Source organism: Meridianimaribacter sp. CL38 (genome assembly GCF_004328055.1).
GTDB lineage: Bacteria > Bacteroidota > Bacteroidia > Flavobacteriales > Flavobacteriaceae > Gaetbulibacter_B > Gaetbulibacter_B jejuensis.
In genome coordinates, this window is the sequence record NZ_QKWS01000006.1 from 76,623 (window position 1) to 96,922 (window position 20,300).

General features: G+C 35.3%; 10 protein-coding genes and 1 tRNA gene. 8 read left to right on the plus strand and 3 right to left on the minus strand.

Annotation, left to right across the window (positions count from 1 at the left end):
- Positions 1–6 precede the first annotated feature (6 nt).
- From DMZ43_RS13615 to DMZ43_RS13635, 5 genes are all read left to right on the plus strand, one after another.
- Positions 7–894, plus strand: a complete 888-nt coding sequence (locus DMZ43_RS13615; protein WP_131508893.1) for a GLPGLI family protein — start codon at positions 7–9, stop codon at positions 892–894.
- A gap of 36 nt (positions 895–930) precedes the next feature.
- On the plus strand, positions 931–3,720 hold the full coding sequence (locus DMZ43_RS13620; RefSeq protein WP_131508894.1) for a TonB-dependent receptor: 2,790 nt from the start codon (positions 931–933) through the stop codon (positions 3,718–3,720).
- Positions 3,721–3,796: 76 nt separating this feature from the next.
- Positions 3,797–3,879 (plus strand) — tRNA-Tyr (locus DMZ43_RS13625).
- A gap of 345 nt (positions 3,880–4,224) precedes the next feature.
- Positions 4,225–5,793 carry a M20/M25/M40 family metallo-hydrolase gene (locus DMZ43_RS13630; RefSeq protein ID WP_131508895.1) on the plus strand — a complete coding sequence of 523 codons (1,569 nt, stop codon included), beginning with the start codon at positions 4,225–4,227 and terminating at the stop codon, positions 5,791–5,793.
- A complete protein-coding gene (locus tag DMZ43_RS13635) occupies positions 5,786–6,967 on the plus strand; it encodes an exo-alpha-sialidase (protein WP_131508896.1) in 1,182 nt (393 codons plus the stop codon). Before DMZ43_RS13630 ends, DMZ43_RS13635 begins: the two co-directional genes overlap by 8 nt.
- 59 nt (positions 6,968–7,026) lie before the next feature.
- Here the strand turns inward: DMZ43_RS13635 and metK are convergent, their stop codons facing one another.
- The gene (metK, locus tag DMZ43_RS13640; RefSeq protein WP_131508897.1) at positions 7,027–8,280 is read right to left on the minus strand and encodes a methionine adenosyltransferase; all 1,254 of its coding nucleotides are present in this window, start codon (positions 8,278–8,280) and stop codon (positions 7,027–7,029) included.
- A gap of 375 nt (positions 8,281–8,655) precedes the next feature.
- On the opposite strand from metK, the gene DMZ43_RS13645 reads away from it, so the two are divergent.
- Positions 8,656–11,241, plus strand: a complete 2,586-nt coding sequence (locus tag DMZ43_RS13645) for a phosphoenolpyruvate carboxylase (protein ID WP_131508898.1) — start codon at positions 8,656–8,658, stop codon at positions 11,239–11,241.
- 122 nt (positions 11,242–11,363) lie between these two features.
- On the opposite strand, the gene DMZ43_RS13650 is transcribed toward DMZ43_RS13645, so the two are convergent.
- Positions 11,364–12,680, minus strand: coding sequence for an ammonium transporter (locus tag DMZ43_RS13650; RefSeq protein ID WP_187347866.1), 1,317 nt, complete (start codon positions 12,678–12,680; stop codon positions 11,364–11,366).
- A gap of 56 nt (positions 12,681–12,736) precedes the next feature.
- Complete coding sequence (locus DMZ43_RS13655) at positions 12,737–13,771, minus strand: porin (protein WP_131508899.1); 1,035 nt, start codon at positions 13,769–13,771, stop codon at positions 12,737–12,739.
- 437 nt (positions 13,772–14,208) lie between these two features.
- On the opposite strand from DMZ43_RS13655, the gene gltB reads away from it, so the two are divergent.
- Positions 14,209–18,702: a glutamate synthase large subunit gene (gltB, locus tag DMZ43_RS13660; RefSeq protein ID WP_131508900.1), complete on the plus strand. Its 4,494-nt coding sequence runs from the start codon at positions 14,209–14,211 to the stop codon at positions 18,700–18,702.
- 3 nt (positions 18,703–18,705) lie between these two features.
- Positions 18,706–20,172: a glutamate synthase subunit beta gene (locus tag DMZ43_RS13665; RefSeq protein WP_131508901.1), complete on the plus strand. Its 1,467-nt coding sequence runs from the start codon at positions 18,706–18,708 to the stop codon at positions 20,170–20,172.
- Positions 20,173–20,300: the final 128 nt, after the last annotated feature.

Sequence of the window (20,300 nt, forward strand, 5' to 3'; positions counted from 1 at the left end):
AAAACAATGAAATCAATCTCAATTAAACTTTGTGTTGTATTAATTACACTATTCAGTAACACGCTTTTAGCTCAAGAATTTCAAGGTAAAGCAATTTATCAATCCAAGACAACAGTCGACATGGATAATTTTGGAGGTCGACAAATGAGCGAAGAACAAAAAAAGATGATTACTGAGCGTATGAAAAGCATGCTCGAAAAAACCTTTATACTAACCTTTAATAGAACAGAGTCTACATATAAAGAAGAAGAAAAGCTAGAAACACCAGGTTCAGGAGGAGGTCCATGGAGAGGAATGATGAGTAGTTTTACAGGTGGTCCACAATACAAAAATGTGAAGGAATCTAAGCTTTTACAAGAACAGGAATTTTTTGGCAAACAGTTTTTAGTTGTTGATGAGCTCGAAACTCTAGAGTGGAAAATGGAGGGAGAAACCAAGCAAATAGGTCAATATACTTGTTATAAAGCTACAGCTGTAAAAAAAGTAGATGAGATGGATTTTATGAATATGCGAAGACGAAGAGATAGAGGCAATGACGAAAAGGAAAAAGCAGAAAAATCTAAAGATTCAGTAGATAGAGATGATCCAATGAGTGAGTTGGAAGTGCCAAAAGAAATAACCATTACAGCTTGGTATACACCACAAATCCCAGTGAACCAAGGTCCAGGAGAATATTGGGGATTACCAGGTTTAATTCTTGAGGTTAATGCTGGTAGAACAACAATATTGTGTTCTAAAATTGTAATGAATCCTGAAGAAAAAGAAGAGATTAAAATGCCTTCAAAAGGTAAAGAAGTAACAAGAGAAGAGTACAACCAAATCATGAAAGATAAAATTGAAGAAATGCGCGAAATGTATGGAGGCAGAGGAGGTCGTGGTAACAGACGTTTCTAATCAATTCACTTTAAATAATCCCAACTAAAAAATCAAATGAAAAAAATCTTTATGTTCATGCTGCTATTAGCAGCAAGCAATTCCTTTGCTCAAATAAAAGTAGAAGGTGTAGTAAAAGACAGTATAGGAACTCCGCTTGAACTTGCTAATGTTGTTGCAATCAATCAAGAAACAAAAATTTTGGAGTCTTATGCTGTAACTAATGATAAAGGACTTTTTAAACTTTCGTTAGATAAAAATTCGTCATACAAAATTCAGGTGAGTTACATTGGAATGAAAACTTACGAGGAGCTGTTGAACACTAAAGAAGCCGATTTAAAAAAAGACTTCACTTTAAAAGTTGATAATAGTTTAGATGCTGTTGAATTGGTTTACGAAATGCCTGTAACGGTCAAAGGAGATACACTAGTTTATAATGCTGATTCCTTTAAAAATGGAACCGAACGGAAGCTAGAAGATGTCCTTAAAAAACTACCTGGAGTTGAGGTTAATGACGACGGAACCATTGAGGTTGAAGGGAAGGAAGTGAGTAAGTTAATGGTAAATGGAAAAGATTTTTTTGATGGTGACACAAAATTAGCGACCAAAAATATTCCTTCTAATGCAGTAGATAAAGTTCAAGTACTCCGTAACTATTCTGAAGTTGGTCAGCTTAGTGGTGTTCAAAACAATCAAGATAACGTTGCAATTAACATTAAGTTAAAAGAAGGAAAAGAGAATTTTTGGTTTGGTGATGTTACATTAGGAGCTGGTACTGCACCTTCACCTAATGATGAGTTGTATTTGGTGCAACCAAAACTATTTTATTACAGTCCAAAATACAGTGTCAACATCATTGGAGATATGAATAATGTTGGTGAAGTTGCTTTAACTAATAGAGATTTAAGAAACTTTGGAGGTGGTTTTAGAATGCCAAGTAGAACCAGTGGAACGAGTATTAATTTAGGAGATAATGGATTAGGAGGATTGACAAATATCTCAAGAGCTCAAGAAGTTGTTACAAAACTTATTGCAACTAACTTTAGCTATTCGCCTAAAAAATCATTGGATTTTAGCGGTTTTCTTATTTACAATAGTTCTAGAATGCGAACTAGAGAAGAGAGTTTTATAGATTATATTGAGTTTGAAGACGACCCAAATACACCAATAGACGAGTCGGCAAATATTCCGCCAGATGAAGCTACTGTACAAACAGGAAGAGAGGCAACAAACCAGTTTTTGGCAAAGCTTAGCGCTAAATACCAACCAAACGTTAATAATCAATTAGATTATGACGTGTTGGCACGATTTTCTGATGATGAAGAGCGCCAAAATTTATTTTCATCTGTAGTAGGTAATACTGATCAGGTTGACACAGCTTCACCATTCAGTATTAATCAGAATTTTAACTACTACTACACGTTAAACGAGAATAATATTTTTGCTCTAGAAGCACAACATTTAATAAAAGACGAAGATCCGTTCTACAATGCGCTATTGGTTAACGACCCAACAAACAATGATGACGAAGAAAACCAAGATGCGTTTGATACTACAGCATCAGGATTAGGGCTAGATTTAGACCAGTTTTCATATAATTTAAATCAAGACCGTCGTGTAAAATCCAACCAATTAGATGCTAAATTGGATTACTACAATATTTTAAATTCAAAAAGTAACATCAACTTTACCTTAGGAACGATTTTAAGTAATCAAAAGTTCAATTCTAATATCTTTCAGTTTTTAGATGACGGAACACAATTAGACCCAACACCTCAGGTTACTGATGCAGAGGGCAATATGCTGACTGCAATAAATGATGTAGAGTATAATTTTTCTGATATTTATCTTGGTGTACATTATAGGTTAAAATCAGGGAAATTTACCTTTACTCCAGGACTGTCGTTACATGCATACAGCAATAAAAACACACAAGCAGGCGAAACCTTATTTGACGATAATTTCTTTATGGTTTTACCAGATTTTGAAACCAGAATTCAATTTAAAAAGAGTGAAAGCTTAACCTTTAATTACCGAATGAATACATCGTTTACTGATGTTACTAATATAGCTGAAGGGTTAGTGCTTAATAATTACAATAGTATTAATTATGGTAATGCAGAATTGCAAAATGCCCTTTCGCACAATTTGAGCTTGTTTTATCATAGTTTCAATTTGTTTAATTATACCAATGTGTTTGCTGGAGCAAATTATAGTAAAAACTTAGATCAAATACGTTCATTAACCAATTTTGAAAATGTAATTAGAACAAGTACTTATTTCAATTCTGGATTTGCCGACGAAAGCGCATCTCTTTTTGGTAGAGTGCAACGTACCTTTGGTAAAGTAAGAGCAAGTTTAAGAGCAAATTTTAATTACAGTAAAAACAACCAATTTGTTCAAGGAACTCAATCTGTAAATGAGAGTTTTTCACAAAGCTATACTCCAGAAATTAGAACAAACTTTAGAGAAGCGCCAAACGTATCGTTTAGATATGCATATAGTGTGTCTAAAAATGACCAAGGAACAAATAGTGTAACTTACACCACAAATGCACCTTCAATCGAGTTTGATGCTTATATTTGGAATTCGGTATCGTTTTTAACAGACTTTACCTATAACGAACAAGATAATGGCGAAGGACAAAAAGATGTTTTTAGAACTTGGAATGCTTCATTACGCTATAGAAAAGATAGAGATGCTAAATGGGAATATTCTCTAATAGCTTCAAACTTATTAGATATCGATTCTAATGTTAGCAATGGAGCAGGAAGTATTTCGGTATTCAGTTCTGAAACGTTTATTCAACCGCGTTTTATAACTTTTAGATTGCAATATGAGTTGTAAAAAGTAATATTTTTTACAAATTGATAAATTATTGTTTGTTCAGAACAAAAACAATAATATATTTGCCAACGGTTTTGGGGAGATACTCAAGCGGCCAACGAGGACAGACTGTAAATCTGTTGTTTTTTAACTTCGCAGGTTCGAATCCTGCTCTCCCCACGAATAAATACAAAGAGCAAGCAAAACATAAAGCTTGCTTTTTTGTTTTGTGGGTCTTTGTGTTTTCAAAGCGTAGCTTTGCAGGATCAACGCAGTTAATCCTCAATAAAAAGAGCAGATTCCCCTATGAATCTCATTAAATTATTCTAGCAAGCAAAACATAAAGCTTGCTTTTTTGTTTTGTGGGTCTTTGTGTTTTCAAAGCGTAGCTTTGCAGGGTCAAAGCAGTTAATCTTCCATGAAAACTTACTAGTTCTTCTCCAGTCTTAACGTTTATTTAGAGGCTCAATTTTAAAAATAGTTTTAACTTACGTTTCTTAAAATTAATAGCAAATCCATAAATGTATGATTTCAAATAAAATAATAAGAAATACTTTTTTAGCCTTGTTTTTAATGACGTTTTCGGCGTATTCTCAAAATAAAGAGGAAGACAAAGTAGTTGAAGATATTATTAAAGAAGCAAATGAAAATTCACAATTAGAATCCTTAGCACACCATTTATTAGATGTAATTGGTCCAAGATTGGTTGGGACACCTCAAATGAAACAAGCCAATGATTGGGTGGTTGATACCTATGATGATTGGGGAATTTCTGCAGAAAACGAACAATGGGGAGAATGGAAAGCTTGGGAAAGAGGTATTACTCATGTGGATATGGTATCACCAAGAGTGCAGTCGCTAGAAGGAATGCAATTAGCTTGGAGTCCAAGTACACCACAAGAAGGTATTACGGCTGAGGTAATTGCTATACCTAGAATTAAAGATTCTTTAGATTTTGTAAAATGGCTGCCAAATGTAAAAGGGAAGTTTGTACTAACTTCTATGAAACAAATTACAGGACGACCAGATGAAAATTGGGAAGAATTTGCAACCGAAACATCCTATGAACGTATGAAGCAACAACGTGATTCATTGACTAAGGAATGGTTGCAAAATATAGCAAGAACAGGTTATGGTCGAAGAGGCATTATTAAAGCTTTTGAAGATGCAGGAGCAACAGGAATATTGTCTTCATATTGGTCTAAAGGGTTTGGTGTGAATAGAATTTTTAGTTCACGTACTGAGAATATCCCAACTTTAGATATTGAAATGGAAGATTATACAATGCTTTACAGACTTGCTGAGAGTGGTAATACGCCAACTTTAAAAGTAGTTGCACAATCCAAAGATTTAGGAGTAGTACCAACTTTTAATACTATAGGTAAAATAGAAGGAAAAGAATTACCAAACGAATATGTTATTCTTTCAGCGCATTTAGATTCTTGGGATGGTGCAACAGGAGCAACCGATAATGGTACAGGTACTATTTTAATGATGGAAGTAATGCGAATCCTTAAAAAAGTATATCCTAACCCAAAGCGTACTATTTTAGTTGGACATTGGGGAAGTGAAGAACAAGGTCTTAATGGATCAAGAGCGTTTGTTGAAGACCACCCTGAAATTGTAGAACATGTACAAGCTGTTTTTAATCAGGATAATGGTACAGGTCGCGTTATAGAAATTTCTGGTGCTGGATATTTAAATGCATACGACTACATTTCGAGATGGATGTACCCTGTTCCAAGAGAAATAAAAGACCAAATAAAAACCGATTTCCCTGGTTCGCCTAGTAGTGGAGGCTCAGATAATGCGTCTTTTGTGGCAGCTGGTGTTCCTGCATTTTATTTGAGTGCTTTAGATTGGTCATACCGAAAATATACGTGGCATACAAACAGAGATACTTATGATAAAATCGTTTTTGATGACGTAAGAAGTAATGTTATTTTAACTGCAATTATGGCTTATATGGCATCAGAGGATCCTAAGCTAGCTTCTAGAGAAAAAATTGTGTTGCCTATTGACCCAAGAACAGGTGAGCAAAAAATATGGCCTGATCAACGTTCACCAAAACGAAGAGGAGGTTTAGATGATTAAATCTAAATTAAAAGTATATGTGTTAGTTGTTGCTTCTTTGTTGGTTTTGACCTGTAAGGAAAAAGAAGTAGCAGCACCTTTTCATGTAGCAAATCTTTTTGATAGTAACCAACCCAATACACTTGGGCTTACTGAGGCTAAAAACAAAGAAACAGTTACTATTTTTTCACCTACAGAGAACGACAATAAATACAATCATGGAGTGGTATTATTCCCTTTTAAGCACATGCTCTATGCACAATGGCAGAGTTCTTGGGTAGATGAAGATGGAGAAGATACTCAAGTGTTTTATTCTAGAAGTTATGACGGAAAAGTTTGGAGCAAGCCTATTGCGCTAACATCAACATCTAACTCAAAAATTACTACAAGTGGAGGTTGGTGGAGTAATGGTGAAACTCTTGTGGCTTACATTTGTGTATGGCCAAAAGACGAAGCTAATCCCAAACAAGGTTATACAGAGTACATGACTTCAAGTAATGGAGTAGATTGGTCAACTCCTAAAAAAGTTACTGATAAATCAGGAAAGCCTATTTTAGGAATCATTGAGCAAGATGTACATGCAGTGCCTAATAGAAGGGTTGTAACTGCTTTTCATATGCAACCTGGTTTAAAAATCACACCTTTTTATACTGATGATCCTTTAGGGATATCTGGTTGGCAAGCTGGAAAGATGAAAAATTTGACTTCTGATAAAAATATGAGTAGAGCAATTGAACCTAGTTGGTTTTACAGGAAAAAGGACAAAGCTATAGTTATGGTGTTTAGAGATCAAGAAAGTACGTTTAAAAAATTGGCATCAGTAAGTTATGATAATGGAGTAACATGGACGATGCCTCAATTGGTTGATACTCCTGATTCCAGGGCAAAACAAAGTGCAGGTAATTTACCAGATGGAACTGCGTTTATGGTCAATAATCCTTCAGGAAGCAAAACAAGAATTCCATTAGTTGTAACACTTAGTGAAGATGGTTTTTTGTTTGATAAAGCCTTTTTGTTGCGTAGCGGAAACGAATCTGATTTACAACCTATGCGATTTGAAGGGAAATATAAACGAGTAGGTTATAGCTACCCTAAAAGTGTAATTTGGAATAATTACCTTTATGTGTCTTATGCTACAAATAAAGAAGATGTAGAATTAACGAGAGTTCCTATTGAGAGCTTGAAAATAGATTAATAAAAAAACCTCATAATTTAATTATGAGGTTTTTTTTGAGCTTCAATATATGTTATAGTTTATAAGCCAAAAGCAGTTTTAACTTTGTCTACATAATCAAGTTTTTCCCAAGTAAACAATTCAACATCAACTGTAATTGGTTCACCATTTGGTTGTTCAAAGGTTTTAGAAACAGTTTCAGGAGTTCGTCCCATGTGTCCATAAGCAGCTGTTTCGCTATACATTGGTTGTCTAAGTTTTAGTCGAGATTCAATGGCAGCAGGACGCATGTCAAAAATTTCAGAAACCTTATTGGCAATTTCTCCGTCAGTCATATTAAACGAACAAGTACCGTAAGTGTCAATGAAAATTCCCATAGGTTCAACCACTCCAATAGCATAACTTACTTGCACTAAAACTTCATCGCAAACACCAGCTGCAACTAGGTTTTTGGCAATGTGTCTGGTTGCGTAAGCTGCACTTCTGTCTACTTTACTTGGGTCTTTTCCGCTAAAAGCACCACCACCATGGGCACCTTTTCCGCCATAAGTATCAACAATAATTTTTCGTCCTGTTAAACCAGTGTCACCATGTGGTCCACCAATAACAAATTTACCAGTTGGGTTAATGTGGTAAGTAATGTCATCATTAAACAAGGCTTGAATGTCTTCAGGTAATTTTGAAATAACTCTAGGAATCAGGATATCGATAATATCTTTCCTTATTTTTAAAAGCATTGCTTCATCATTATCAAAATCGTCATGCTGTGTAGATATCACTATAGAGTCTATACGTTGAGGTATATTGTCATCACTATATTCAATGGTAACCTGACTTTTAGAGTCTGGTCTTAAATAGGTGATGTCTTTTTGTTCTCTTCTTAAATCAGCAAGTTCTTTTAGTATTCGGTGAGATAAATCTAAAGCAAGAGGCATAAAGTTTTCAGTTTCTCTTGTTGCGTAACCAAACATCATTCCTTGGTCACCAGCACCTTGTTCTTCTTTAGAAGCTCTGTCAACACCTCTGTTAATGTCATCTGATTGCTCATGAATAGCAGATAAAACACCACAAGAATTTCCGTCAAACATGTATTCGCCTTTAGTGTAGCCAATAGCGTTAATAGTATCTCTTGCTATTTTTTGAACATCTAAATAAATATTCGATTTTACTTCACCAGCAAGTACTACTTGTCCTGTAGTTACTAAGGTTTCGCAAGCTACTTTAGACTCAGGGTCAAAAGCTAAAAAGTTGTCTATTAGTGCGTCGCTAATTTGGTCTGCTACTTTATCTGGATGTCCTTCTGATACACTTTCAGATGTAAATAAATACGCCATAAATAATAAATGTAATATTACGAAGGGATTTGACGAAAGCGTCAAAGGAAGTTTACACTGTCCTTTAGCATTTTTTAATGAGGTTGCAATCAGTCAAATCTCTCCTCTAAATTTGGCTACAAATGTACAGATAAAATTATAATGGCAAAACGCTTTGTCTAAAAAAGAAACCTTTGGTTTTTATTCATTTAATTAAAAGGTGGTACATTATTGATGAATAATGGTTTTCAGAAAAATGGAATAGAATCTCGATTTTAAAAAATAATTTTCAGTTTAATAGCTTTTAATTCATAATTCTGTAAAATTCAGAAAAGGCTCTTGTCTTTTGCTCTAGCTTGAGTATTTTTATAGTTACCATTTATAAGATTTAAAATTATGTCTACACCACCTAAATTAACCCGATTTAAGCAAAATGTACTCTCTAAGTATCAGATATACAATAGTATATTTATGACTTTGCCGTTTGATGCTATTTCAAAAACAGGTGTTTTATTGCCTCTGTTTCATGAAACCTGTAAAAAGGGCTTTGAAAATGGAGATAACCCAACAACCATTGTAGATACTTTTTTTAAAAAATATCAAGCGAGACGTTCGCACGAAAGCCAAATAAATTTGCTTTTTAGGTTTATACAATACATTGAGAGGCAAGTGGTGCTTTTTGATGCTATAGAAGACGCAGCGTTTCCAATTGTGAATAATATGGATGGTATTGGTACGCTGAGAAGCTTGAAAGAGTCTGTAGTGTCAGAGCATAATGCTGAGATGCTTCAAAAATACCTCGAAGAATTTAAAGTGAGAATAGTGCTTACAGCGCATCCTACACAGTTTTATCCAGGTTCGGTTTTAGGGATTATTACCGATTTATCAGCTGCTATTAAAAACAATGATTTGTTGTTGATTAATGATTTGTTGGCGCAACTAGGTAAAACACCTTTCTTTAAACATAAAAAACCAACACCTTATGATGAGGCTGTAAGTTTAATATGGTATTTAGAAAACGTGTTCTATCATTCCTTTGGAACAATTTTCGATTATATTCAACAGAATATTTTTGATGATAAACCTGTTAAAAACGATATTATAAATATTGGCTTTTGGCCTGGTGGTGATAGAGACGGTAACCCGTTTGTAACTCCAGAAATTACGAAACAAGTTGCAAAACGTTTAAAGCAAACAGTGCTTAAAAACTATTACAGAGATGTAAGAAAGTTGAGAAGAAAACTAACATTTAAGGATGTTGAAGATAAAATCACGAGTTTAGAGCATAGACTATATAATGCGTTTGTTGATGCCGATTCAAAGTCTATCATTCAGTTAGATGAGTTTGTGTCTGAACTTAAAGACATCAAAAATATTTTAAATAAAGAGCACCAGTCTCTATATGAAAAAGATGTAATTAGTCTTATCAATAAAACGCATCTTTTCGGTTTTCACTTTGCTAACTTGGATATAAGACAGGATAGTAGAGCGCATGATAAGGTGTTTACTGCAATGGTGGATAGGCTTATTGAAAGTGGTAGTGCTATTTTTCCAAAAGATTATAATACGTTGTCTCCTGAAAAGCAAGTTGAAGTGCTTTCTAAAGTTGAAGGAAGTGTCGATTTAGGCTTGTTTGAAGATGAAGAAGTGCTAAAGACTTTAAATACCATTAAAGCAATAAAAGAAATTCAAGATAATAATGGCGAAAGTGCCGCAAACCGATACATTATCAGTAATAACCAAACGACTTTAAATGTAATGCAGCTATATGCTATGTTAAAATTGGTTGCGTTTCAAGATAAACTTACTGTAGATATTGGCCCTCTATTTGAAACCATAACAGATTTAGAAAATGCGCATTTGGTGATGGAGGAACTCTATACTAACCCAGCTTACAAAGCGCATTTAAAATCTAGAGGTAATAAACAAACGATTATGTTAGGGTTTTCTGATGGAACTAAAGATGGTGGTTATCTTATGGCAAATTGGGCAATCTTTAAGGCAAAAGAGCGATTAACTAAGGTCTCTAGAAAGTATGATGTTACGGTTATTTTCTTTGATGGTAGAGGAGGTCCACCTGCTAGAGGTGGTGGAAAAACACATCAGTTTTATGCATCTTTAGGTCCAACGATTGAAGATAAAGAAGTGCAGTTGACTATACAAGGGCAAACCATAAGTTCAAATTTTGGAACCTTAGATTCGTCGCAATACAACTTAGAGCAATTGATAAGTTCTGGTATTTATAACAGAATGAACGAGAAGAACAATTTGTTATCTGAAGCGAATACAGCAGTAATGGATGATTTGGCAAAAATAAGCCTAAAAACTTATATGGATTTTAAAGGTCATCCAATGTTTATTCCTTATTTGGAACGTATGAGTACTCTAAAATATTACGCTAAAACCAATATTGGAAGTAGACCATCAAAAAGAGGGAAGTCTGATGCTTTGGTGTTTTCAGACTTGAGAGCAATTCCGTTTGTGGGTTCTTGGAGTCAGTTAAAGCAAAATGTTCCTGGATTTTTTGGGGTTGGTACGGCTTTGAAACACTATGAAGATAATGATGAGTTTGATAAAGTAAAGAAGCTGTACAATGAGTCTAGCTTTTTCAAAACTCTTATCGAAAATAGTATGATGTCATTATCTAAATCGTTTTTTGATTTAACAAAATATATGGCTGAAGACGAGGAGTTTGGAGAGTTCTGGAAAATTATTTATCAAGAATATGAAACCACTAAGAGGTTGTTGTTAAAGCTTACAGGATATAAAACTTTAATGGAAAATGAACCGTCTGGTAAGGCTTCAATTGAAGTTAGAGAGTCTATTGTGTTGCCTCTGTTGACTATTCAGCAGTATGCACTTAAAAAGTTGCAAGAACTTCAAAAAGAAAAAGTAAAAGATGAGGCTCAAATTCAAATTTTTGAAAAGATTGTTACGAGATCCTTATTTGGTAATATAAACGCTAGTAGAAATTCAGCTTAGTCTTTCTTTCTTCTTAATATATGATAGTAAAAAACCTCGAAGATATTCTTCGAGGTTTTTTGAGCAATTAATAATTAATAGTAATCAATTGTTGTAGGAATTTCATGTAGATTTCGATGTGTCTATTCATCGTATTCTCTCTGTCTCTTTCCTGGATAGGCAATTGAACCATGTTCAGAAATATCTAAACCTTGTATTTCTTCTTCTTCTGTTACACGTAACCCAAAAGTATATTTAAGAATACCAAATACAATTATAGATAAAACGATTGCCCAAACTGCGTAAGCTAATACTCCAATGGCTTGAGCGCCTAATTGCGCAAATCCACCTCCATTAAATAGTCCAATACCAGTATCACCATCAACTCCCCAAAGACCAATAACTAAAGTTCCCCAAGCACCAGCTACACCATGCACTGATGCGGCTCCAATTGCATCATCAATTTTGAGTTTCTTTTCAATAAATTCAATAGAGAATACTACAATAACACCTCCAATTAAACCAGCTAAAAGAGCTCCGCCTGCTGTCATGTTTCCGCAACCAGCAGTAATACTTACTAAACCAGCCAAAGCACCATTTAAGGTTTGAGCTAAGTTTGGTTTTCCGTACCAAATCCATGTAGTGATAAGTGCTCCAAGACCACCTGCTGCAGCTGCAAGGTTAGTAATTAAAACAACTGTTGAAGCTGCTGAAGAGTCATCTCCTCCCCAAGCTAGTTGAGAACCTCCATTAAATCCAAACCATCCTAACCATAGAATAAATACTCCTAAAGTAGCTAGTACTTGGTTGTGACCTGGAATAGGGATTACTTTTCCGTCTACAAACTTTCCAATTCTTGGACCTACCATAAAAGCAGCAACTAAAGCTGCCCATCCACCAACTGAATGTACAATAGATGAACCTGCAAAGTCAATAAACTCAGCTGGCATAGATTCGCTGTTTAACCATCCTCCATTCCATTCCCAGCCACCTGCAATTGGATATATAAAAGCTGTCATAACTATCGAGAAGATAGCATAAGTTGTGTATTTTGTTCGTCCTGCAATAGCTCCAGATACTATTGTTGCTGCTGTGGCAGCAAACATGGTTTGGAAAAATAAGTCAGCACCTTCGCCTTGCATTAATCCGCTCCAAAAAAACCATCCGTTCTCTGAATCTCCATACATTAACGAATATCCAATAAACCAAAATGATATTGAACCTACGCAGATGTCTAAGAGGTTTTTCATTGCTATGTTTACAGCGTTTTTAGATCTTGTCATTCCGGATTCTACAAGAGTGAATCCAGCTTGCATAAAGAATACTAAGATACCTGCAAGAAGCATCCATAGCATACTCATGTCTCCTTTTATTGCGCTTACAGCATCTTCCAGATTTTTTGTGGTAGCTGTAGCATCTTGCGCTAATAAAAAGTGTGTAATTGAAAATAAAGTTGTCATTATAAAAAAATTAAATATTATTTAGTTTAAGAGTAGTAGTTAAGTTCATGGTGGGTTTAAAATGCGTAAATCGCAGCTAAAACAAATGAGCTAAGGCTTTTTGTTGGCATTAAATCGGTATCAACAAAAGCGTCATCAGAAGCACTGTCGAGTCTTAGCTCAGGTTTTATAGTTAGGTCTCCAACAACGTAGCTTCCTGTTAGTGTAGCGGCAATTACGCTAGAGTCTTCAACACCTGTTCCAATAGCTCCAAAATCGCCACTTTCAACAAAATATTCGCCTCTTAGTCCAATTGTAAATTTGTCAGAAGTAGAGTATTGAGGGTAAATAGCTCCACCTGCAAAACCAACTCCGTCGTTGTCAAAGTAAGCACCATTGATTCCTAAGTAAAAATCATCAGACAGATCAAAACCACCTGTGAAGTCAATTTCAAATGCACCATCGTCAGTAATGAAGTTTAAGTACTGTCCTTTGTACCCTACTTGAGCACCAAAAGCATATTTTCCATTTGGATTATATTCTGTGGCATCTGTTGGATTCATTACAGCTAGCATAAAGCTAAAGTCGTCTGAAATGGCAAAGTCGGCTTTAAGACCTGTATGGCTAAAAGGGCCATAAGAAAATAGGTAAGAAGTACTATAGTTGAAATTTCCTGTTGGAGAAATAACTTCATAGCCTAAAAAAGTGTTGAAATTACCAAAAGTAAGAGTTACAGTTTCGCTTACATTCCAATAAGCATATAGCTGATTTACAATATTGGAACTTCCTCCTGGTCTTAATAAAGGAGAATTGAAAATAGCGTCTTCACCTCTTGGTCCAAAGACTAAATCGGCAACAAAGCCTACCTTTGCGCCTTCGTATGAAGCTACAACATTGGCCATACCTAAGGCAAAACCAGGTAAATTAGCAAAAGAGGAACCTGGATAAATGGCGTTTTCGTCGTTGGGTGCTCCAAAATTAACTCGATAGTATGCGTCGATACTACCATTAAATGAGAATTTTTTCTTGTCCTCAGTTTCTTCTTCTTGAGCTTTCAAGTTAAAATTCACTACAGTCATTAATAGCAAAACGAGAGTAATTCTTTTTTTCATAATAAGTTAGTTTTGTTTAGAAAAGTAAAACTATGTAAAAACATTATTTACCCCTAAAAAAATAGGGTATGTAAGTGTATTTTTATTATATAATGAATTTATACCCTAAAAAAATTAGGGTTAAATAATTTATATTAATTTTTTTGAGAATTTGAAAATGAATTTTTTGATAAAAATTTAATTTTATTCAAAAAAAGATGAATATATCGCATGTAAAATTCATTTTGATTGATTGATATTTATTAAAATGAATTTTTCATTGAAAAATAATCATTGCGAATTCTGTATTTTAAGAGGTGGTTTTTTGAGAGATTCTAATTATAAAACCTTTAAAATAAGGATGTCGTAATAATAAAGAGAGCGTTATTATTTATGGTGAAATACCTTATATATTAGTAAGTCCTAAGTTTAAAATTAGCAAAAAGTAGTAGGTTATTATGGAAAAACAAGGACTATATTTACCAGAGTTTGAACACGATAATTGTGGAGCAGGATTTATTTGTAGTTTAACAGGTAATCGCTCTAACGGTATTATTCACAAAGCATTAGAAATTCTTGTTAAGCTGGAACATCGAGGAGCTGTAAATGCCGATGGTAAAACAGGAGATGGAGCAGGTATTTTAATTGATGTGCCTCATGTGTTTTTTAAGGAAAGCTGTGATTTTAATCTTCCAGAGTTAGGTAGTTATGCTGTTGGTAATATGTTTTTACCAAAAAAGGAAAACCAAATGCAATATTGTATTAATGTTTTCGAGGATGCTATAAATAATCAGGGACTTAAAATTTTGGGCTGGAGAAATGTGCCTGTAGATAGTTCGGTTTTAGGGCAAGTTGCTGCAACTGCAGAGCCTTCTATAAAACAAGTGTTTGTTGGTAAAGCAAGCGAGGAACAAACCGAGTTTGAGTTCAACTTAAAACTTTTCGCTGCGCGTAAAATTGCAGAGCATGATATTTATGGGTCAAAACTATCACAAGCGTCATATTTCTACTTTCCAAGCTTATCTACAAAAACCATTATATATAAAGGACTTTTAAAGCCCGAAGACATCAGTTTATATTATAAGGATTTAATGAATCCGTTATTGGATGCTAAACTGGCTTTGGTGCATCAACGATTTTCAACCAATACATTTCCAACTTGGGATTTAGCACAACCGTTCCGTTATATGTGTCATAATGGTGAAATCAATACACGTCGTGGAAATGTGTCGCGTATGTTTTCTCGTGAAGAACTTATGCAAAGCGATTGGTTTGGACCAGATATAAAAAAGATTTTCCCAACGGTTTTAGATGGGAAATCCGATTCTGCTCAAATGGATATGGTTGTAGAATTGTTATTAATGACAGGTCGTTCGCTCCCTGAAGTTATGATGATGTTGGTGCCAGAAGCTTGGGAAAAATACAAGGACATGTCTGACGAGAAAAAAGCCTTCTACGAATTCAACTCTTGCCTGATGGAACCTTGGGATGGTCCTGCGTCTATTCCGTTTACGGATGGAAATTATATTGGTGCGGTTTTAGATAGAAACGGATTGAGACCATCGAGATATACGGTTACAAAATCGGGTTACGTGATTATGTCTTCTGAAACTGGAGTTATGGATATAAAGCCTGAAAATGTTGAATATCACGGACGTTTAGAGCCAGGGAAAATGTTTTTGGTTGATATGAACGAAGGTCGTATTGTAAATGACGAAGAAATCAAAAATAAAATCGTTAGTAAGTATCCTTATCGTAAATGGTTGGATGAAAATTTAACCAGACTAAAAGATATAAAGTATAGTGATTACGAAATCACGCATAACGAAATTGAACTAAACACGCGCCAGCATATATTTGGATACACGCAAGAAGATGTAAATACCATTATTCTGCCAATGGCTTCCAAAGCAAAAGAACCAATTGGTTCAATGGGTTCTGATACGCCAGTTGCAGTGTTGTCAGAGCGTCCGCAGTTAATCTATAATTATTTTAAGCAGCTGTTTGCACAGGTTACCAATCCGCCTTTAGATGGTATTCGAGAAGAAATGATTACAGACATCAGTTTAACACTTGGTAGCGATTACAATCTGTTTGATATTAACGAAAAGCACTGCCGAAAATTAAAAATTCAAAATCCTGTTGTTTCAAAACAAGATTTAGATAAACTCATTAATTACAAGGGCAAAGAAGATTATAGTGTTGAGGTTATTTCAATGCTTTACGATGTTAATGAACGTGCAAATGGTCTAGAAAAAGCACTTGAAAGATTGGTGCAACAAGCATCAAAAGCTATAGATAATGGTGTGAGTATTATTGTACTTTCTGATAGAAATGTCACTCAAGGAAAAGCGCCAATTCCAGCTTTATTGGCTTGTTCTTATGTAAACCATGGTTTGTATGGTTTAGGTAAACGTTCAAAAGTAAGTTTGATAATTGAGTCTGCCGAACCTCGCGAAGTGCATCATTTTGCATTATTGTTTGGGTTTGGAGCTAGCGCAATCAATCCGTATATGGTAAATGAAATTATAGAAAGTCATTTGTCAGATTTAAATTTAGAGTTTGAAGAAGCAATTCAAAATTACAACAAAGCCGTTGGTCAAGGTATTTTAAAGGTGATGAACAAAATAGGGATTTCAACATTAAATTCTTATCGAGGCGCGCAACTGTTTGAATGTATCGGAATCAACTCAAATGTCGTAAATAAATATTTCCCTAATACACCAACGCGAATTGAAGGCGTTGGACTTATGGAGCTTGAAAAGGAAATCTACAAACGCTATCAAGTGGCTTTTGAAACGCAGGATATTGCTGGTGATTTAGACTTGCAAATTGGTGGCGAATATCGTTGGAGACGTAATGGCGAAAAGCACATGTTTAATCCGTTATCAGTTGCAAAATTACAACAAGCAGTTAGAGAGAATAATCCAACAACCTATAAAGAATATTCAGAGTTGGTAAACAATCAATCTAAAGCATTAATGACTATTCGTGGATTGTTTGAATTTACAAATTACGATCCAATTCCTATTGAAGAAGTTGAGCCTTGGACAGAAATCGTGAAGCGTTTTAAAACAGGAGCAATGTCATATGGCTCCATCAGTAAAGAAGCTCATGAAAATTTAGCCATTGCAATGAATCGTATTGGTGGTAAAAGTAACTCTGGAGAAGGTGGTGAAGATGAAGCACGTTTTTATAAAGATGCTGCTGGCGACTGGAAAAACAGTGCAATAAAGCAGGTGGCTTCAGGTCGTTTTGGCGTGACTTCTAACTATCTAACTAATGCCAACGAAATACAAATTAAAATAGCGCAAGGCGCAAAACCAGGAGAAGGCGGACAATTGCCAGGACCAAAAGTAAATCCGGCAATTGCCAAAACAAGAAATTCCACACCTTATGTAGGATTGATTTCACCACCACCACATCACGATATTTATTCTATTGAAGATTTATCGCAACTTATTTACGATTTGAAATCTGCTAATAGAGAAGCACGTGTTAATGTGAAATTGGTGTCAGAAGTTGGAGTAGGAACAGTTGCTGCTGGTGTTGTAAAGGCTAAAGCAGATGTTGTTTTAATTTCTGGTTTTGATGGAGGAACAGGAGCATCACCACTAACATCTTTAAAACATGCAGGTTTACCTTGGGAATTAGGAATTGCTGAAGCGCAACAAACATTGGTAATGAACGATTTAAGAAATCGTGTGGTTTTAGAATGCGACGGACAATTAAAAACAGGACGAGATGTAGCGATAGCGTGTTTGTTAGGAGCTGAAGAATTCGGTTTTGCGACAGCGCCTTTGGTGGCTTCTGGTTGTATCATGATGCGCGTGTGTCATCTTAATACATGTCCTGTTGGAATAGCAACACAAAATCCAGAGCTTCGTAAAAAGTTCAAAGGAAAACCAGAACACGTTGTGAATTACATGTATTTCATTGCAGAAGAATTACGTCAAATCATGGCAAAACTTGGTTTTAGAACTGTAGATGAAATGGTTGGTCAAGTGCAAAAATTAAGTCGAACAAAAGCTATCGAGCATTACAAAGCCAAAGGTTTAGATTTAACGCCAATTCTTCATCAAGTACCTGCAAAACCAGGAACAAAACTATATAATACAACAACACAAGATCACGATTTAGATAAGCATTTAGATTTTAAAATTATTGAGAAATCGCATCCAGCGTTATTCCGTAAGGAGAAAACATATCTGGATTTCAATATCCGAAATGTAAATCGTGCTGTTGGTGCAATAATAAGTAACGAAGTGTCCAAGATTTATGGTGCTCAAGGCTTGCCTGAAAACACATTGAACCTAAACTTTACAGGTTCGGCAGGACAAAGTTTTGGGGCTTTTGCAACCAAAGGATTAACCATGATTGTCAATGGAAATACCAACGATTATATGGGTAAAGGATTGTCAGGAGCTAAATTGGTTGTTCGTGTTCCTGAAGACTCAACCATTGTTCCAGAGGATAACATTATTACAGGAAACGTAACCTTGTATGGTGCGACTTCTGGTGAGGTTTATATCAACGGAAAAGCAGGAGAGCGTTTCTGTGTTAGAAATTCTGGAGCGCAAGCGGTTGTTGAGGGTATTGGCGACCATGGTTGTGAGTATATGACAGGTGGAGTTGCTGTGATTTTAGGTGAAGTAGGAAGGAACTTTGGAGCTGGAATGAGTGGTGGAATCGCTTATGTTTTAGACGAAAACAAAACTTTTGAAAGTAGATGTAATGGCGAAGGATTAAATATCGATCCAGTTACAAATGCAGAAGATATCAAGCAGTTAAAAGAATTGATAGAAAACCACTACAATGCATCGTTAAGTCCGTTAGCGCAACGCATTTTGGAACAATGGGAAAACTATTTGCCTAAATTCTTAAAAGTACTTCCAGAGGAATATCGTCAGGCATTAATCAAATTAGAACAAGAAAAATTAGTAACGCAATAAATCATGGGAAAAGTAACAGGATTTTTAGAATATAAAAGAGAGGTTGAAGATTACAAACCTGTAGAAGAGCGTTTAAAAAATTATGAGGAGTTTGCTGTTAAAATGGCAAAAAGTCGAGTGGAAAATCAAGGTGCTCGCTGTATGGATTGTGGTATCCCTTTCTGTCATAGTGGTTGTCCTTTAGGAAATTTAATACCAGATTTTAACGATAAGGTTTATAACGGAAAATGGAAAGAAGCAGCCGAAATTTTACATGCAACCAATAACTTTCCGGAGTTTACAGGGCGTTTGTGTCCAGCGCCTTGTGAAGAAGCTTGTGTACTTGGAATTAACGAAGATCCAGTAACTATTGAAAATATTGAAAAAAACATTGTTGAAGAAGCCTTTAAAAATGGATGGATTACAGCAAAACCACCAAAATCTAGAACGGGAAAAAAAGTTGCGGTTATTGGTTCAGGACCTGCAGGTTTAGCAGCTGCGCAACAGCTTAATCGTGCTGGTCATTCAGTAACGGTTTATGAGCGCGATGCAAAAGTAGGAGGCTTACTTCGTTATGGGATTCCTGATTTTAAAATGGAAAAACACATTATTGATCGTCGTGTTGAGGTTATGAAAGAAGAAGGTATTCTTTTTGAAACCAATGCGCATGTTGGTGTTAATGTAGATGCAAGTGTGTTAAAAAAAGAACATGATGCTGTCGTGCTTTGTGGTGGCGCAACGGTTCGTCGTGGTTTGCCAATTCAAGGAGCTGATGCAAAAGGCGTTTATCAAGCTATGGATTTTTTAAAGCAAAATAACAAACGTGTTAGTGGTGAAAATTTTGAAGAAGCTGAAATTTCTGCAAAAGGAAAGCGTGTAATTGTTATTGGTGGTGGCGACACAGGAAGTGACTGTATAGGAACAAGTAATCGTCATGGCGCAGTTAGTGTAACTAATTTTGAAATATTAAGTAAGCCAACTATCGAGCGTCCAGAAGCCCAACCTTGGCCTTTTTGGCCTATGCGTTTACGAACAAGTACTTCGCATAAAGAAGGTGTTGAGCGCGTGTTTAGTATTTCAACAAAAGCATTTAAAAAAGATATCGATGGAAACTTAACAGGTTTGGTAACTTGTGAGGTAGAATGGGTAAAAACCCCAGGGAAAAGACCTCAATTGCGAGAAGTTCCTAATAGTGAAAAACATTGGGATTGCGATATGGTACTTTTAGCGTTAGGTTTTACAGGTTCCGAAACAACTTTGGTAGAACAGTTTGGGCTAGAAACCGATATGCGAACTAATATAAAAGCGCCAGAAACCAACTATCAAACCAATGTGAATAATGTGTTTGTAGCTGGTGATATGCGTCGTGGTCAGTCGTTAATAGTTTGGGCGATTTCCGAAGGAAGACAAGCAGCGCATCATGTAGATAAATATCTTATGGGAAAATCAGATTTACCACTTAAAGGTGATGGTGATTTACCTAGAATTTAAGACTGAATTTGCTTTTTTAAAATAAACGTGTCATATTTGATAAGACAAAATGAACAGACAAGTTATTAATATCATTTCTATTATTATCGTTGTGATTATTTCACATCGATGAGGAATGGTATTGTTGT

Excerpts from the sequence above, each read along its gene's own strand:
- DMZ43_RS13615 (WP_131508893.1), top strand. The coding sequence starts at position 7 with ATGAAATCAATCTCAATTAAACTTTGTGTTGTATTAATTACACTATTC.
- DMZ43_RS13620 (WP_131508894.1), top strand. The coding sequence starts at position 931 with ATGAAAAAAATCTTTATGTTCATGCTGCTATTAGCAGCAAGCAATTCC.
- DMZ43_RS13630 (WP_131508895.1), top strand. The coding sequence starts at position 4,225 with ATGATTTCAAATAAAATAATAAGAAATACTTTTTTAGCCTTGTTTTTA.
- DMZ43_RS13635 (WP_131508896.1), top strand. The coding sequence starts at position 5,786 with ATGATTAAATCTAAATTAAAAGTATATGTGTTAGTTGTTGCTTCTTTG.
- metK (WP_131508897.1), bottom strand. The coding sequence starts at position 8,280 with ATGGCGTATTTATTTACATCTGAAAGTGTATCAGAAGGACATCCAGAT.
- DMZ43_RS13645 (WP_131508898.1), top strand. The coding sequence starts at position 8,656 with ATGTCTACACCACCTAAATTAACCCGATTTAAGCAAAATGTACTCTCT.
- DMZ43_RS13650 (WP_187347866.1), bottom strand. The coding sequence starts at position 12,680 with ATGACAACTTTATTTTCAATTACACACTTTTTATTAGCGCAAGATGCT.
- DMZ43_RS13655 (WP_131508899.1), bottom strand. The coding sequence starts at position 13,771 with ATGAAAAAAAGAATTACTCTCGTTTTGCTATTAATGACTGTAGTGAAT.
- gltB (WP_131508900.1), top strand. The coding sequence starts at position 14,209 with ATGGAAAAACAAGGACTATATTTACCAGAGTTTGAACACGATAATTGT.
- DMZ43_RS13665 (WP_131508901.1), top strand. The coding sequence starts at position 18,706 with ATGGGAAAAGTAACAGGATTTTTAGAATATAAAAGAGAGGTTGAAGAT.